General features: G+C 50.3%; 15 protein-coding genes. 3 read left to right on the plus strand and 12 right to left on the minus strand.

Annotated features, from left to right (window positions below):
- Positions 1-396: 396 nt before the first annotated feature.
- Genes hemG through pepQ form a run of 4 tightly spaced genes read right to left on the minus strand, consistent with a single transcriptional unit; the run spans position 397 to position 4,365 of the window.
- Positions 397-921 carry a menaquinone-dependent protoporphyrinogen IX dehydrogenase gene (hemG, locus tag ACSBQN_RS18365; RefSeq protein WP_015422429.1) on the minus strand — a complete coding sequence of 175 codons (525 nt, stop codon included), beginning with the start codon at positions 919-921 and terminating at the stop codon, positions 397-399.
- Between the two features lie 11 nt (positions 922-932).
- Positions 933-2,384 (minus strand): Trk system potassium transporter TrkH, encoded by a 1,452-nt coding sequence (trkH, locus tag ACSBQN_RS18370; RefSeq protein ID WP_024475168.1) that lies wholly within the window; start codon positions 2,382-2,384, stop codon positions 933-935.
- Between the two features lie 20 nt (positions 2,385-2,404).
- The gene (locus ACSBQN_RS18375; RefSeq protein ID WP_024475169.1) at positions 2,405-3,031 is read right to left on the minus strand and encodes an IMPACT family protein; all 627 of its coding nucleotides are present in this window, start codon (positions 3,029-3,031) and stop codon (positions 2,405-2,407) included.
- A complete protein-coding gene (gene pepQ, locus ACSBQN_RS18380) occupies positions 3,031-4,365 on the minus strand; it encodes a Xaa-Pro dipeptidase (protein WP_024475170.1) in 1,335 nt (444 codons plus the stop codon). Before pepQ ends, ACSBQN_RS18375 begins: the two co-directional genes overlap by 1 nt.
- A 288-nt stretch (positions 4,366-4,653) precedes the next feature.
- Here pepQ and fadB point away from each other — a divergent pair, with 288 nt between their 5' ends.
- Together fadB and fadA are read left to right on the plus strand one after the other, a co-directional pair.
- Positions 4,654-6,831: a fatty acid oxidation complex subunit alpha FadB gene (gene fadB / locus ACSBQN_RS18385; protein WP_354632970.1), complete on the plus strand. Its 2,178-nt coding sequence runs from the start codon at positions 4,654-4,656 to the stop codon at positions 6,829-6,831.
- Positions 6,832-6,838: 7 nt separating this feature from the next.
- Positions 6,839-8,005 carry an acetyl-CoA C-acyltransferase FadA gene (gene fadA, locus ACSBQN_RS18390; RefSeq protein ID WP_354632972.1) on the plus strand — a complete coding sequence of 389 codons (1,167 nt, stop codon included), beginning with the start codon at positions 6,839-6,841 and terminating at the stop codon, positions 8,003-8,005.
- Between the two features lie 132 nt (positions 8,006-8,137).
- On the opposite strand, the gene fre is transcribed toward fadA, so the two are convergent.
- The 3 genes from fre to pepE all read right to left on the minus strand — a co-directional run bounded on the left by fre (position 8,138) and on the right by pepE (position 11,119).
- Positions 8,138-8,839, minus strand: coding sequence for an NAD(P)H-flavin reductase (gene fre / locus ACSBQN_RS18395; RefSeq protein WP_220730766.1), 702 nt, complete (start codon positions 8,837-8,839; stop codon positions 8,138-8,140).
- 8 nt (positions 8,840-8,847) lie between these two features.
- Positions 8,848-10,320, minus strand: a complete 1,473-nt coding sequence (gene ubiD / locus ACSBQN_RS18400) for a 4-hydroxy-3-polyprenylbenzoate decarboxylase (protein ID WP_004241575.1) — start codon at positions 10,318-10,320, stop codon at positions 8,848-8,850.
- A 73-nt stretch (positions 10,321-10,393) separates the two neighbouring features.
- Positions 10,394-11,119, minus strand: a complete 726-nt coding sequence (pepE, locus tag ACSBQN_RS18405) for a dipeptidase PepE (RefSeq protein ID WP_036409819.1) — start codon at positions 11,117-11,119, stop codon at positions 10,394-10,396.
- Positions 11,120-11,324: 205 nt separating this feature from the next.
- Between pepE and rfaH the strand changes: the two genes are divergently transcribed.
- The gene (gene rfaH, locus ACSBQN_RS18410; protein ID WP_015422426.1) at positions 11,325-11,816 is read left to right on the plus strand and encodes a transcription/translation regulatory transformer protein RfaH; all 492 of its coding nucleotides are present in this window, start codon (positions 11,325-11,327) and stop codon (positions 11,814-11,816) included.
- Between the two features lie 70 nt (positions 11,817-11,886).
- Here rfaH and tatC read toward each other — a convergent pair whose 3' ends face one another.
- The 5 genes from tatC to ACSBQN_RS18435 all read right to left on the minus strand — a co-directional run bounded on the left by tatC (position 11,887) and on the right by ACSBQN_RS18435 (position 15,863).
- On the minus strand, positions 11,887-12,642 hold the full coding sequence (gene tatC / locus ACSBQN_RS18415; protein ID WP_004238228.1) for a Sec-independent protein translocase subunit TatC: 756 nt from the start codon (positions 12,640-12,642) through the stop codon (positions 11,887-11,889).
- A 22-nt stretch (positions 12,643-12,664) separates the two neighbouring features.
- Positions 12,665-13,195 carry a Sec-independent protein translocase protein TatB gene (gene tatB, locus ACSBQN_RS18420; protein WP_036409821.1) on the minus strand — a complete coding sequence of 177 codons (531 nt, stop codon included), beginning with the start codon at positions 13,193-13,195 and terminating at the stop codon, positions 12,665-12,667.
- A 3-nt stretch (positions 13,196-13,198) separates the two neighbouring features.
- A complete protein-coding gene (gene tatA, locus ACSBQN_RS18425; protein ID WP_024475177.1) occupies positions 13,199-13,459 on the minus strand; it encodes a Sec-independent protein translocase subunit TatA in 261 nt (86 codons plus the stop codon).
- 105 nt (positions 13,460-13,564) lie between these two features.
- Positions 13,565-15,202, minus strand: coding sequence for a ubiquinone biosynthesis regulatory protein kinase UbiB (gene ubiB / locus ACSBQN_RS18430; RefSeq protein ID WP_036409826.1), 1,638 nt, complete (start codon positions 15,200-15,202; stop codon positions 13,565-13,567).
- Entirely contained in the window at positions 15,189-15,863 is a 675-nt protein-coding gene (locus ACSBQN_RS18435) for a ubiquinone biosynthesis accessory factor UbiJ (RefSeq protein ID WP_024475179.1), read from the minus strand. Before ACSBQN_RS18435 ends, ubiB begins: the two co-directional genes overlap by 14 nt.
- Position 15,864 lies beyond the last annotated feature (1 nt).

Raw genomic sequence — 15,864 nt, forward strand, 5'->3', positions numbered from 1 at the left:
AACTGTTTACTGCTGCTTATTGCTAAGCTGCTGTATTGGTCACTCTTCAAGACTTCTCAAAAATATATTTTTTGTGATATGTCCTGCGAGTGCCCACACAGATTGTCTGATAAATTGTTAAAGAGCAGTTGCAACATTCGCTGCCGTTGCCGGTCTTCTGCGTTGTTGCGAGGCTGCGTATATTACGTTTCCAGCCCCTTTGAGTCAAGCGTTGTTTTTCAACTTTTTTCGCTTTCCTCTACTGCCGGCGCGCTTCTCAGCGTGTTGTTCCGTGTCAGTGAGGGCGCATTATAGACACTCGCTGAGATCACGCAAGTGTTTATTTCAACTTTTTTTCTGTTTGCCAATTTTTTCACCACAACGGTGTTTTATCCGGCAAAATACCGGTATTCCGCTTTAAATCTGAACAAACTCTGCAGCAAATGCCTCAACCTGTTGCCAATCCGTGTATTCCACTTCTTTGGTGGTATCTGTCTCACCCTTTGTCATCTTCATAATCAGACGGATCATCATCCGGTCAAACCAACCGTAACGCGGATACAGCAATGCCCCGGCGAATACAGTACAGGCGGTCGGCTTCCAGGGTGTCGCGGCCAGAAATTTCCGGACATACACATTTGTCTCTGGTGTCCGTTTTTCCGGTTTGCGGGCAGTCAGGTTCACACCAAAGAATGCTGTTTTCATCTGATTCAGCTGCACTGCGTGCAACTTCGCGAATTTATCCAGCGCCCGGTTAAAGTGACCGTAGCGGATAGATGCCCCCACCAGCACCTTCTCATACGGTGCCAGGTTCAGCGGCTGATTATCCTGCAAAGAGCGGACATCACACTCCGCCCCTGCTTTTCGTAAATGCAGGGCAATTTCAGTAATGATTTTTTTTGTCTGCCCGTCATGGCCGGAATAAAGCAACAAGTACGACATGAAACACTCCGTTAATCACGCCAGAACGTCGGCGTCAGCAATACCAGCAAAGTAAAGACTTCCAGACGACCAAATAACATCGTCACGACAAGGATCCATTTCCCGCCCGGATTCAGGGTTGTAAAGTTCTCCCCCAGCGTTCCCAGCCCCGGCCCCAGGTTATTCAGTGTGGTGGCTATCGCAGAGAAAGCGGAAAATTCATCAACACCTGTCGCTATCAGTAACAGCATACTGACCACAAAGACCAGTGCATAGGCGGAGAAGAATCCCCAGACAGCTTCGATGATTCGTTCCGGTAATGCCCTGCGGCCCAGCTTGATGGTGTAAACCGCATTCGGATGCACAAGGCGTTTCAGTTCACGCGCGCCCTGAAGGAACAGCAGCATAATGCGGATAACCTTCAGACCACCGCCGGTTGACCCCGCACATCCGCCGACAAATGCCGCACACAGCAGCAGCATCGGCAGAAACAGCGGCCATTTATAGAAACTGTCAGTGGAGAACCCCGCAGTTGTCGCCATCGAGACAACCTGGAAAAATGCCTGGTTGAGAGTTTGTCCCTCCGTAGCATAGACATCAAACTTCCACAAAACCAACGCACAGATCACGACCAGCACAAGCTGGAGGGAAATAAACATCCTGAATTCCAGATCACGCCAGTAGACACCCAGGCTGCGTCCGGTCAGTACTGCAAAGTGCAGGCCATAGTTACAGCCCGAGATCAGCAGGAAAATGGCAATGATGGTGTTAATTGCCGGACTGTTAAAGTAACCGATACTGGCATCATGAGTGGAAAACCCGCCGATAGCGATAGTGGAAAAGCTGTGGGATATCGCATCAAAAACATCCATCCCCGCAAACCAGAGAGCAATTGCACAGACGATGGTGAGGAACACATAAATCAGCCAGAGGGTTTTTGCTGTTTCCGCAATCCTCGGGCGCATTTTATTATCTTTCAGCGGCCCCGGCATTTCCGCCCGGTACAGCTGCATACCCCCGACACCCAGCAGCGGCAGGATAGCGACGGCTAATACAATGATCCCCATCCCACCCAGCCACTGCAACATCTGCCGGTAAAATAAAATCGCTTTGGGCAGCGTATCCAGCCCGACCAGTGTGGTGGCACCCGTTGTGGTTAACCCGGAGAATGATTCAAAAAACGCATCTGTCACCGACAGGTTCGGGCGCTCAGAAAAAATAAAAGGTAATGCCCCGACACTGCCCAGCACTGTCCAGAACAGCACCACAATCAGAAAACCTTCTTTCGGTTTTAACTCACTTTTTTTATTGCGGTTCGGTATCCAGAGCAGCATGCCGATAATCAGTGCTGCCAGGAATGTCTGACTGAATGCTTTACCTGCACCGTCTTTATAGATAAGCGCCACAATCCCGGGAATGATCATGGTGACAGAAAAAATAATGACAAGTAACCCGACAATACGGGTTATGGCGCGAAAATGCATTGCAGCAGAGTCCTCAGAAATCAGTTTCCGGTGGTGTCATCAGGGCATTTAAGCTCAAACATCCCCCGGCTCAGGTCACGTAATTTATCACTAACCTCACTCAGTAAGGTAGCAGGAATCGAAATACGCAACGTCACATCCGCACCGAAATCACTGTTGATTATCGTACCATCCACCTGCCGGACCACTAATTCTGCCTGGCTGATAAAGCTGTAATCACAGGTTATTTCACAGATCACCTGCGGGATTTTGGTTTTCGTCACCAGCAGTTTCAGTGCCTGCTGAACCCCGCTGCCGTATGCACGAACCAGCCCGCCGGTGCCTAATTTTATTCCGCCGAAATAGCGGACAACCACCGCCGTAATTTCCCCGATTCCGCTGCCGAGCAGCGGTGCAATCATCGGTTTACCTGCTGTTCCGGTCGGCTCACCGTCATCAGAAAATCCCAGTTGCTGAGAATCATCCGGACGCCCCGCAACAAATGCCCAGCAATGGTGCCGGGCATCGGGATATTCATCTTTGACAGACTGAATAAATTGCTTTGCTTCATCCACCCCGTCCGTATGCTGCAACAGGGTGATGAAACGGCTTTTTTTTATCTCTTCAGTAAACATAACCGGCTCAGCCGGTATAAGGTACGATTTCATTACGGCAGATTCAGATCCCGCGTCATATTTTCCACACTGTTGTCATGGATAATAATGTTATCCTCAATACGGATACCGCCACAAGGTTTAAACTGTTCAATACGTTTCCAGTCAAAGTACTGACTGAATTTACCTTCACGCCACGGTGCCAGCAGAGACTCAATAAAATACAGCCCCGGCTCGATGGTCAGCACCATACGCGGCTCCAGAATACGGGTGCAGCGCAGGAACGGATACATTGCCGGTGCTGCCAGATGCTCACCCTGATCATCCTGCATAAACCCGGCAGCATCATGAACCTGAAGACCCAGCGGATGGCCAAGCCCATGCGGCAGGAACGGTGTGGTTACCCCTTCACTGACCATCGCTTCCTCAGACATTCCGGTGATTATTTTATGTTTTTTCAGCAGTTTCGCGATGCGGTGATGCATCTGAATATGGTAATCGGTATAGCGGACCCCGGCTTTAATATTACTGATCAGTGACTGCTGTTCATCATTCAGATCAGAGACCAGCTGTGCGAAATCGCTGTCAGCATCAGCAGCATACGTCCGGGTTAAATCTGCGGCATAACCATTGAATTCCGCACCGGCATCGATCAGGAAGCTGTGCCGTGTATGCGGTGCGTTTTTATTCAGTTTGGTGTAGTGCAGAACAGCGGCGTTTTCATTAATAGCAACAATGTTGTCATAAGGCACATCAGTATCACGATGACCGGTTGCCATCAGGTACGCCATATTGATATCGAATTCACTCAGGCCGGATAAAAAAGCCTCATGTGCGGCAAGATGCCCGTTAACCGCCATTTTTTGTGCTTCACGCATGCAGGCCAGTTCATAATCTGTTTTATATGAACGATGAAACGCAAAGAAATCCAGCACCGCTTTCGGGTTAATATGATTGCTGCTGATCCCCAGCGCTGCGGCGCGATCGGTATTCGGCCCGATATACGCAGTGCGGGTTTTATCCTGTGATGCCAGCATGGAAGCAATGTCACCGGCATTCTTCAGATGAATAACCTCAACATCGTTTGTCCAGTAAGAAGAAGGTAACGCCTCAACACTGTGCCAGTAATCAACCGGGGAATAGAACCATAATTTCGGTTTGTTCACGCCGTCAGTCCACAGCCAGCAATGCGGTACATCAGTTACCGGCACCCATGCTTTAAAATGCACGTTACTTTTAAAGGGATAATCACGATCATCGAGAAAAATGCGTATCGGTTCACCGGAGTGGATCAGTAACGAATCCAGTTTCTCGCGCGCAAGAATATCTCGGGTCCGCTGTAATAATGTTGCGATGTGCTCACGGTAGAGGAATGCCATTTTTTCCATGGGAATTGACCTTTTTTCATTATGATAGTGACAAAAGCTTAGCATGATCTCCGCAATTATGGATATGGCAGGCTATGTCATCCCCGGTTATTTACCGGGAATCTTCGGCGCGTCACGACGTTTTTCTTTTCTGTTTCTGCATATTGAGACATTTTGCGTGATCTTCAGCGCAAAAAATCATCATTTCATTTGCTTTCGTTAACAAAAAAATCACAATTACTTCATCTGGTCATACCACATGGTGTTCTCATCCTTTACCGGAGCGATGCAATATTTAAGGAGAACCGTATGCTTTATCACAGTGAATCAATTAAGGTCAGTTGGGAAAAAGAAGGAATTGCAAAACTTGTTTTTGATGCGCAGGGAGCGATAAACAAACTGGATACCCGGACAATTGCCTCACTGGATGAAGCCGTTGTCTGCCTTGAAAAAATACCACAGCTGAAAGGCCTGATTATTACCTCCGCCAAAGAGAGCTTTATTCTGGGGGCGGATATTACCGAATTTCTGACTCTGTTTAATGCACCGGCGGAACAGTTGACCAGGTGGCTGAATTTCGCCAACCGGTTGTTTAACCGGATTGAAGATCTGCCGGTACCCACTGTTGCCGCACTGCGGAAATTCACACTCGGCGGTGGGTGCGAGTGCGCACTGACAACAGACTACCGCCTCGCCACTGACGATCTGCGTATCGGCCTGCCGGAAACCAAACTCGGGATAATGCCGGGCTTCGGTGGCTCAGTCCGTCTGCCCCGCCTGATTGGTTGCGACAATGCCCTTGAACTTATCACACAGGGGAAAATTGTGACTGCCGGTGAAGCGCTGAAACTCGGCCTGACTGACGGCATTGTGCAGGATGATGAATTGATTAACGGCTCACTGATACTGCTGGAACAGGCGATCAGTGGCCGGATTAACTGGCAGGCACGACGGCAGCAGAAAAAAGCGGCGTTACAGCTGCACCCTGCAGAATTACAGATGAGCCTTATCACAGCCAAAGCCCTTGTCCGGCAAAAGGCAGGAAAACATTACCCGGCGCCGATGGCGGCAGTAAACGGAATTGAAGCCGGAGCGGAACTCCCGCGCGATGAGGCACTGCGCTGCGAAACCGCTCATTTTGTACCACTGACCCGGACACTCACCGCCGGGGCTCTGGTTTCACTTTTCCTGAATGAGCAATATGTTAAAGGCCTCACCCGCCGGCAGACAGCCTTACGTGATGCACCGGAACAGGCCGCTGTTATCGGTGCCGGTATTATGGGTGGCGGTATTGCTTACCAGTCAGCTTACAGCGGTATTCCGGTATATCTGAAAGATATTCAGCCCGCCGCATTACAGGCCGGTATTGATGAAGCCGTAAAATTGCTGGAAAAACAGTGTCAGTCAGGAAAAATGACCGTGGTTCAGGCCGCCGGAATACGCGCCGCTATCCACCCTGTCCGTCATGATAATGAACTCAGTGACTGCGATATTGTGGTTGAAGCGGTTGTTGAGAACAAAGCCATCAAACAAAAAGTGCTGGCAGATATTGAACAACAGGTCAGTGAACACTGCATTCTGACATCAAACACTTCTTCGATCCCTGTCAGTGAACTGGCTCAGGCGCTGAAACGCCCGCACAATTTTTGCGGAATGCATTTTTTCAATCCCGTACCTAAAATGCCGCTGGTTGAAGTGATCCGGGGGGAGAAAACCTCAGACGACACAATCGCCGCTGTGGTGCACTACGCCCACAAAATGGGAAAAACACCGGTTGTGGTGGGAGATTGTCCGGGATTCTTTATCAACCGGGTACTGTTTCCGTATCTGAACGCCTTTTCTCTGCTGGTCTCCGGCGGAGCGGATATTAAAACAGTTGACCGCGTGATGGAACAGGAATTCGGCTGGCCGATGGGACCGGCGCTGTTGCTCGATGTTGTCGGACTGGATACTGCTAATCATGTACAGCATGTGATGGCTGAGGGCTATCCGGGACGGATGGTCGTCGAAGAGCACAATGTCATCAGTCTGTTTGCCGGGCTGAAACGACTGGGGCAAAAAAGCCGTCTCGGGTTTTACCGACATACTGATGACGGCAAAGGCCGCCTGCAGAAACAGCCCGATGAAAAGCTCGAAGAAGTGCTTGCACCACTGGGACGCACACCCCGTGATTTTACTGCAGACGAAATTATCGACCGCCTGATGATTCCGATGGTGAATGAAGTTATCCGCTGCTACGAGGAAGGCATTATCAGCAGCCCGGCAGAAGCAGACCTGGCACTGGTCTACGGCCTTGGCTTTCCGCCATTCCGGGGCGGTATATTCCGCTATCTGGACGATACCGGCACCCGTGCTTTCTGTGAAAAAGCAGAGCAATACAGCGCACTTGGTCCGCTTTATACCATTCCTGACAGTCTGCGGGCACATGCTGTTAATAACACTCCTTATTATCCGCAACCGGATAGTCACCCTGTTACTGCACAGTGAGGTTTATATGGAAAAAGTCATGATAATTGATGGTCTCCGCACCTCAATGGGACGCTCAAAGAACGGTGTATTCCGGCATGTCCGTGCGGACACACTCTCAGCAGAAGTGATGAGCGCAGTGATAAAGCGTAACAATATCAATGCAGCTGATATTGATGACATTATCTGGGGGTGTGTGCAGCAGACCGGCGAACAGGGGTTTAACATGGCCCGTCATGCCGCCCTGCTGACAGAGATCCCGCACACTGTGCCAGCCGTCACTGTGAACCGCCTGTGCGGTTCATCAATGCAGGCCCTGCATGATTCCGCCCGCCTGATTCAGACCGGAGACGGTAAACTGGCACTTGCAGGGGGCGTTGAACATATGGGTCATATCCCGATGACACACGGCATCGATATCAATCCGGCTGCCGCACTGCACACGGCCAAAGCGTCCGGCATGATGGGGCTGACAGCCGAAGCACTGGCGCGGCAGTTTTCTGTCAGCCGCGAGTCACAGGATGAATTTGCCCTGCGTTCACATCAGCGGGCCGCACAGGCATTCCGTGATAACAGATTCAGCCGTGAAATCCATCCGGTTCAGGGACATAACCAGGCCGGGGTACCTGTCATTGCCACCCGGGATGAAACCGTACGCGATAACGGCAGTCTTGCTGAACTTGCGGCATTACGTCCGGTATTTGATCCTGTCAGCGGTACAGTCACCGCTGGTAATTCCTCAGCAATTTCAGATGGTGCATCCGTAACTCTGCTGGCCGGGGAGCACTATGCGCGTGAGTATGGTTTATCTCCGCGGGCGGTGATTCGGGCGATGAGTGTTACCGGCTGTGAACCGGCACTGATGGGATACGGACCGGTACAGGCAACACAGGCAGTTCTGAAAAAAGCCGGGCTGATACTGGCTGATATTGATGTTATCGAACTGAACGAAGCATTCGCGGCACAAGCACTGGCCTGCCTGAAAGGTATGGGATTATCTGACTGTTATGATGACAAAGTGAATCTGCATGGCGGCGCGATTGCACTCGGGCATCCGCTCGGCTGTTCCGGTACCCGGATCATCAATTCATTGCTGACGGTCATGGAACAGCGGGATGCGCAGTTCGGTCTGGCAACGATGTGTATTGGTTTCGGTCAGGGGATAGCAACCGTGATTGAACGTGTCCGCGGCTGATCACTGAGAACATTACAAATAACAGCGACGTTTTCTGCTTCATCACACGGCACAATACGTCGCTGATACTGCTTTAACTGTTTAGCTGACCTGTTATCAGCAGACTCCCGCCGTCAGGGGGCGGGATTTTCTTTAAATAAACTCGAATGCATCACCAAACAGGCGGCCGGCATCAGCACCGCGCTCCTGGCAGAAACGTTCACGGGCAATTTTGGCCATTTCAAAACGACCGGCAATATAGATATCTTTTCCGGCCAATGAACCAAAATCATCCAGAACCGCACTGAGCACAGTACCGGTGCGCCCGCGCCAGGTATCATCCGGCTGTTCAACAACAGGGATAATTTTCAGGTTCGGGTGTGTTTCGGCGAGAGCCTGCAATTCACCGAGGTCATAGAGATAAACATGCTCTCTGGCACCCCAGTAAAACGTGATATCACGCTGCTGATTTTCTTCCAGTGCCGCCAGCAGAACAGAACGGGTGTAAGAAAAACCGGTTCCTCCGGCAATCAGGAGCATCGGTGCGTCACTGTTTTCCCGGAACCAGGCGTTGCCGTGCGGGATATCAATGGTCACCCGGCGGTTATCCAGGATCCGGTCCATCACCGCCATCGCATAAAGATTAAATTCGGATGCTCCGATGTGCAGCTCAATTTCCTGCCGGGAAGACGGCGCGGATGCCATTGAGAACGGGCGCTTATCCCGTTCATCCATCACCACCATCAGGTATTGTCCGGCTTTGAATGAAAAATCACCATCCGGTAATAATTTTATGCGGTATACCGTATCCGTTATAGATTCAACAGAGGTAACTTTGCAGTTTAACGTTGCCATGTGCTCCCTCAATTATCGAGAATATTTAATTCGTCCCATATGGCGTCAACACGCTGTCTGACTTCATCGGTCATAACAATCGGTTTGCCCCATTCGCGCGAGGTTTCGCCGGGCCATTTATTTGTTGCATCCAGCCCCATCTTCGACCCCAGCCCCGATACCGGAGATGCAAAGTCGAGATAGTCAATCGGGGTATTTTCCATCATGACAGTGTCCCGGGCCGGATCCATCCGGGTGGTGATCGCCCAGATTACATCATTCCAGTCACGGGCATTGATATCATCATCGCAGACAATGACAAATTTAGTGTACATAAATTGCCGTAAATACGACCAGACTCCCATCATGACCCGCTTTGCATGTCCCGCATACTGCTTTTTCATGGTGACAACGGCCAGACGGTATGAACACCCTTCCGGCGGCAGATAAAAGTCTACAATTTCAGGGAACTGTTTCTGCAGAATCGGCACCAGCACTTCATTCAGTGCCACACCCAGTGTTGCCGGTTCATCCGGCGGACGGCCGGTATAGGTTGAATGATAGATAGGTTCATCACGCTGGGTAATATGTGTGACCGTAAAGACAGGGAAATCATCCACTTCATTATAATAACCGGTATGGTCCCCGTACGGCCCTTCCGGTGCGGTTTCGCCCGGTTCAATATACCCTTCAAGGATAATTTCAGCACCGGCAGGAACTTCCAGGTCATTAGAGATGCATTTCACCACCTCTGACTTATTACCACGCAGTAATCCGGCAAAGGCGTATTCGGACAAGGTATCCGGAACCGGCGTCACCGCACCGAGAATTGTCGCAGGATCAGCGCCCAGAGCCACTGCAACCGGAAAACGTTCCCCCGGATGTGCCTGACACCATTCCTGAAAATCGAGTGCACCACCGCGATGCGATAACCAGCGCATAATCAGTTTGTTTTTCCCCAGAACCTGCTGGCGGTAAATACCTAAATTCTGGCGATCTTTAAACGGCCCCCGGGTGACGGTCAGTCCCCAGGTAATCAGCGGTGCCGCATCATCCGGCCAGCAGTGCATAACCGGGATTTTTGTCAGATCCACGTCATCGCCGGTGAAAACATGCGTCTGACACGGCGCGGAGCTCAGCCGTTTGGTCGGCATATTGAGAACCTGCTTAAACTTCGGCAGCTTATCGATAAGATCACGGAACCCTTTCGGCGGATCCGGTTCTTTCAGGAAAGCCAGCAGTTTACCGACATCATGCAGTGCTTTGACATCCTCCTGCCCCATTCCCATCGCAACCCGTTTGGTTGTGCCGAACAGATTACAGAGCACCGGCATTGAATAACCTTTCGGATTTTCAAACAGCAATGCAGGGCCGCCAGCACGCAGTGTGCGATCAGCAATTTCCGTCATTTCGAGGTAAGGATCGACTTCAGTTTTGATCCGTTTAAGCTCGCCCTGACTTTCCAGAATGGTGAGAAAATCTCTCAGGTCCCGATATTTCATTATGTTATTAATCTGTCAGCAGGTGGAAGGGACTCCATTATAGGAATCCCGCCCACTGTTACAAGTACAGGGATCAGCAGCAGCGGAACGGAACCCGGTCTGCCAGGGCGCTGGTATCAAATTGTTCCGGGAATATTTTGTTGTGCTGAAAGAGTTTGAATCCTTCATTTTTGCCGCTGAAGTAGTGCAGCTCATTTCCGGTGATATGAAAGCCACTGCCTTCACGCAGCGCCACAACAATCTCATCCGGATTGATGGCACAGAATTCCGCAATCCGCTCATCACGGGTTTCACCCATATGGCCGCTGATGACCGCGTCAATATAGTGAGGGTTAATCTGAACAGGAAACAGCCCCAGAGACGGCATCACCACACAGTTACGTACCGGCATATCATTGGTGGTCCGGATGCTCGGCGTGGCAACGTTACACCCGGCACTCCAGCCGATATACGGAATATTCCGTTCACGAACCGCGCGCTGGATTGGCACAACCAGGCCATTTTCATGCAGTAACTGATTCAGCAGCCAGGTATTTCCGCCGCTGACAAGAATACATTCCGCATTTTCGACAGCCTGAACCGGGGAATCAAAATGTTCGATGCAGGTAACATCAATGCCCAGCGCTTCGGAAAGTTCACTGGCACGCTGGTCGTGATCAGCACGGATAACGGCATATGCAATCAGCACTGCAGAGCGGATCCCGCGGGTTTTTATCATTGTCCGGATGCGATCCTGTGCATAGCTGAGCCATTGCGGGTTACCGGAAAGTTTGCCGTTACTGAGTAAAAAAATGTCCATCGACATTGCCCTTATTATTCTGTCATTATAAATATGATAATTAGTTTATAACTCATTAAATGACATCATTCTACGGTAAAAAGCAACTCAATTAAGGGACTGAATTCACACTCATTTGTCTTAAATCGCCATTTGTTGCACTCATAGTAAAACAAATTTGTTATTATCAGGGTTTATATAAGCCCCGTTTGTGTTGGATAGCGTAATGAAGGATTGGTATTTATTGTACTGCAAACGCGGACAACTTCCGCGGGCAATGGAACATTTGCAGCGGCAGCAGGTGGAATGCCTGACACCGATGGCGAATATTGAAAAAGTGGTTCGCGGCAAACGTGTGACGGTCAATGAGCCCCTGTTCCCGAATTACCTGTTTATTTCTTTTGATCCCGAGACTATTCATACAACCACGATTAACTCAACGCGCGGCGTCAATCATTTCGTCCGTTTCGGACCACTGCCTGCCGTTGTTCCCGCATCATTGATTGAAGAGCTGAAAAATGCCGAATGTGTCAGCCTGTCAGAGCAAAATGTTCCGCAGCCCGGAGATATTGTGGAAATCACTGAAGGGATGTTTAAAGGTCTGGAAGCGATTTATCAGGAGCCGGACGGCGACACCCGCTCCGTGCTGCTGCTGACGCTGATCAGTAAAGAGCTGACCAAAAAAGTGGATAACACCAGCTTTATCCGGAAACTCTGAGTATCTCCGTCACCCGGAAACAAAAAACCGCCCTGTTATTAAGGCGGTTTTTACCTGAAGCAGTATCGCATTACTCTTCGGCTTCTTCATCCTGCGGTTGTGCTTTACTGCGCGGTACATAGAAACGGGCAAAGAACACACCGATTTCAAACAACAGATACATCGGGATAGCCAGCAGCGTCTGCGAGAACACGTCCGGTGGTGTCAGCAGCATCCCCACCACAAAAGCCCCGACCAGAATATACGGCCGTTTCTGCTTCAGTGAGGCAACGGTCGTCGCACCGCTCCAGCACAACAGAATAATGGCAATCGGCACCTCGAAGGAGATACCAAACGCCATAAACAGCGCCATGACAAAGCTGAGATAGTTATTAATATCTGTCGCAATAACCACATCCTGCGGTGCTGTCGAGGTAAAGAACCCGAACGCCAGCGGGAAGACAACAAAATACGCAAATGCCATCCCCATATAAAACAGCACAGTGCTGAAAAACAGCAGCGGCATTAATAACCGGCGTTCATGCTTATACAGCGCCGGTGCAATAAAAGCCCAGACTTGATACAGGATATACGGTGCCGAAATAAAAATGGAGACCATAATGGTCAGCTTGATCGGTGCCAGGAACGGTGATGCAACATCCGTTGCGATCATGTTCGAGCCCTGCGGCAGTTTGCTCACCAGCGGCGAGGATACCAGCTGATAGATATCATTTGAGAAATACGCCAGCGCAACAAACACAACAAAGACTGCAATCAGGCTGTTGAGAATGCGTTTTCGTAATTCGATTAAATGAGTGATCAGCGGTTGCGTGTCTTCAACAGCCATAACGTACTTTTACCGTAATCTATTAATGTTTCTGTGAATCTGACGCAGCAGCAGTTACCGGTGACGGTACAGGTTCTGTGTCACTGATTCCCGGTGATGGCCGGGCCGGGATTTCTTCTGCAACAACCGGGGATGGTGCTGCCGGAGCCGGATTTTCCGCCGCCGGAGAGCCGGCTGATGCCGGACGGGCGGACGGGATGTCAAGTTCCTGGTCAGCCAGCGCTTCCGGGTCGAGCTGCTTTTTCAGTGTATCCACCGGTTCCTGATAAGAGCGGCGTAATGTATCCGCTGCTTCTTTCAGTTCATCCATCGACGCCTTCAATTCAGGTGAAATGGCTTTACCGGCCTGCTCTTCCATCTTTTTCAGGTTATCCTGCAACTCCTGAAGTTTGAGTTCCTGGGTCAGCTCATTCTGCACATTGGCAGCCATTGAACGCATGACACGGATCCAGCCGGCTACTGTTTTCACAGCAACCGGAAGGCGTTCAGGTCCCAGAACCACAAGTCCGATAACCAATACTAAGATCAGTTCACCAAAACCGATGTCAAACACGGGTTATACCTGCTCTTTGTTTTTATTCTCTGGCTGCTCAGCTGAATCAGCTTTCTTTTCTGCGATATTTTTTTGTTCAAAATCCGCATCTTTTCCGGCTGTTGTTGTATCTGCTTTGTTCTGATCGTCATCACCGATGGCTTTTTTAAAGCCTTTGATGGATGCGCCTAAATCAGATCCCAGGGTACGGAGCTTGTTTGTTCCGAACAGGAGTACAACAATCACAGCAATAATTAACAATTGCCAAATATTAATACCGGCCATTAGTTTTACCTCAAATTGATATGGACCTACTTACTTCATTATATACAACCACAGCCGTATACGGAAATACACAACATAGGTTGAAACCTTGCTTTAACTCAACCTTTACTTCATTTTACCGGATTGCCACCATCCTGTTACCCAGGTAAGCATACCAAAAAACATCAGAACCCAGGGGGCAACAGGTGCGCCGGCCAGATAGAATAAGCTCGCACAGACAAACAATGTCGCGCCGATACCCAGCGAGAAATTTGCTTTCCGCTGAGCAGCCTGCTGCTGTTTCATCTGCTCTGCCAGCCGCTCAACACCGGACTGAAGACGACGCTGCTGTTTAAGACTGTCATACACCAGTTCCGGTAATTCCGGTAGTTTTTCCGCCCAGAACGGTGCTTTTTCTTTGATACTGCGGATCACGGCTTTCACACCAATCTGACTTTTCAGCCACGATTCAAGGAATGGTTTCGCGGTTTTCCACAGATCCAGCTGCGGATAGAGCTGGCGCCCCAGTCCCTCAACATACAGCAGAGTTTTTTGTAATAAAACCAGCTGAGGCTGAACTTCCATATTAAAGCGCCGGGCGGTATTAAACAGGTTCAGCAACACATGACCGAAAGAGATTTCTGCCAGCGGTTTTTCAAAAATCGGTTCACACACCGTACGGATAGCAAATTCAAAATCTTCCACATTGGTATCCGGCGGCACCCAGCCGGAATCCACATGCAGTTCAGCCACTTTGCGGTAATCACGGTTAAAGAAGGCAATAAAGTTTTCCGCGAGATAGCGCTTATCTTCTTTATTCAGTGAACCGACAATACCGCAGTCGATACCGATATACTGAGGATCGTCCGGATGCTCGCGGCTGACAAAAATATTACCCGGATGCATATCCGCATGAAAGAAACTGTCACGGAAAACCTGAGTGAAGAAGACCTGCACGCCACGCTCGGCCAGCAGCTTCATGTTTGTGCCCTGCTCATGCAGAGCCGCAATATCAGAAACCGGAATGCCGTAGATACGCTCCATGATCAGCACATTTTCACGGCAGAGATCCGGATAAACCTCCGGCACATAGAGCATCGGGCTGTTTTCAAAATTACGGCGCAACTGAATGGCATTAGCCGCTTCACGTTGCAGATTCAGCTCATCCAGCAATGTTTTTTCATACTCGCGGACGACTTCTTTCGGCCGCAGACGTCTGCCGTCCGGTAACAGGGGAACCATGTTCGCCAGCCGGTACATCAGATGAATATCAGCCTGGATCACCGGCAAAATATCCGGACGGATCACTTTCAGTACAACCGCCTGTCCGTTTTCTTTCAGAACTGCAGTATGAACCTGAGCAATCGAGGCGGATGCCAGCGGTGTGATATCAAAATCATCAAACCAGGTTTCCACCGGCCCTTCCAGAGCATCTTCAATGGTTTTCTTTGCCAGATTGCCGTCAAATGATGAAACGCGATCCTGCAACAGCGCCAGTTGGTCAGCAATGGCCGGCGGGAACAGATCCCTGCGGGTGGAAAGCATCTGACCGAACTTTATCCATACCGGCCCCAGTTCCTGAAGCGCCAGACGCAGACGCTCACCCAGTACTTTATCTTTATGCTTGTTCGGCATCCAGAACAGTGAACGTCGCCAGAGGCGGATAGCCCAGCTCAGGCGGTTTTTAGGGATCAGTTCATCCAGCCCGTAATTCAGGAGAGTGCGGATGATAAAATAGAGGCGTTTTATTTCACTCGGTCTCATACCCGGTTCCTGCTTTTTTTTCCAGACGGGCGAGGCGCACCTCAAGTTCATCTGCGGTTTGTGCAGCATCCGCGACTTCATCACAGAAATGAGCGGCTTCCAGCGCGGAAGGAGCAAGCGCCCACTCACGGGTGACCGCACCGGTCAGATATTCCTGCCGGCGGCATACCGCACGACGGATAAACTGCCCGCCTTTTACGGCGATCTGTGTCAGTGTCTGCGCGGCAATATCACCGGTATACGGTGCCAGATAATGTGCCGGATCCCATTCCGCCATATCCAGCAGTGCTGAAAAGTGCTGAATGACCTGCATATCGCCGTCAATAATGACATCACCCTGCCGGATAAGTGCGGAAAGCTGTTGTTTGTCTTTCAGTTTCAGCAGTGTGAGAAAACGGGTTTGCAGTACACAGTCAGCCGGGTCTTCCCAGCGGGAAATCACATCCAGCTGTTTTTCACTGAAGATCAGTGTGAACTGCATATCCGGCTCTGTCAGCCGGAGTGTTAGTGTTTTGCCGGTCAGACGGGCGCGGGCCGGTTTCAGTACATTTTCACTGTACAACAGCCGGTTGAGTACCGTTTCCAGAAATCCGGCAACCACAGGGTAAAGTGCCTGCGGACTGACAGGAGACGGGATATTTTCTGCAAACGTATCAGCCATA

Origin of the sequence: Morganella sp. B601 (genome assembly GCF_051172335.1) — a bacterium.
GTDB classification, from domain to species: domain Bacteria; phylum Pseudomonadota; class Gammaproteobacteria; order Enterobacterales; family Enterobacteriaceae; genus Morganella; species Morganella morganii.

What these genes read in the sequence shown, in the direction of transcription:
- ubiB (WP_036409826.1), bottom strand. Translation starts at nt 15,202, where the DNA reads ATGAGACCGAGTGAAATAAAACGCCTCTATTTTATCATCCGCACTCTC.
- ACSBQN_RS18435 (WP_024475179.1), bottom strand. Translation starts at nt 15,863, where the DNA reads ATGGCTGATACGTTTGCAGAAAATATCCCGTCTCCTGTCAGTCCGCAG.
- pepQ (WP_024475170.1), bottom strand. Translation starts at nt 4,365, where the DNA reads ATGGAAAAAATGGCATTCCTCTACCGTGAGCACATCGCAACATTATTA.
- fre (WP_220730766.1), bottom strand. Translation starts at nt 8,839, where the DNA reads ATGGCAACGTTAAACTGCAAAGTTACCTCTGTTGAATCTATAACGGAT.
- trkH (WP_024475168.1), bottom strand. Translation starts at nt 2,384, where the DNA reads ATGCATTTTCGCGCCATAACCCGTATTGTCGGGTTACTTGTCATTATT.
- pepE (WP_036409819.1), bottom strand. Translation starts at nt 11,119, where the DNA reads ATGGACATTTTTTTACTCAGTAACGGCAAACTTTCCGGTAACCCGCAA.
- tatC (WP_004238228.1), bottom strand. Translation starts at nt 12,642, where the DNA reads ATGGCTGTTGAAGACACGCAACCGCTGATCACTCATTTAATCGAATTA.
- ACSBQN_RS18375 (WP_024475169.1), bottom strand. Translation starts at nt 3,031, where the DNA reads ATGAAATCGTACCTTATACCGGCTGAGCCGGTTATGTTTACTGAAGAG.
- fadB (WP_354632970.1), top strand. Translation starts at nt 4,654, where the DNA reads ATGCTTTATCACAGTGAATCAATTAAGGTCAGTTGGGAAAAAGAAGGA.
- fadA (WP_354632972.1), top strand. Translation starts at nt 6,839, where the DNA reads ATGGAAAAAGTCATGATAATTGATGGTCTCCGCACCTCAATGGGACGC.
- tatA (WP_024475177.1), bottom strand. Translation starts at nt 13,459, where the DNA reads ATGGCCGGTATTAATATTTGGCAATTGTTAATTATTGCTGTGATTGTT.
- hemG (WP_015422429.1), bottom strand. Translation starts at nt 921, where the DNA reads ATGTCGTACTTGTTGCTTTATTCCGGCCATGACGGGCAGACAAAAAAA.
- rfaH (WP_015422426.1), top strand. Translation starts at nt 11,325, where the DNA reads ATGAAGGATTGGTATTTATTGTACTGCAAACGCGGACAACTTCCGCGG.
- ubiD (WP_004241575.1), bottom strand. Translation starts at nt 10,320, where the DNA reads ATGAAATATCGGGACCTGAGAGATTTTCTCACCATTCTGGAAAGTCAG.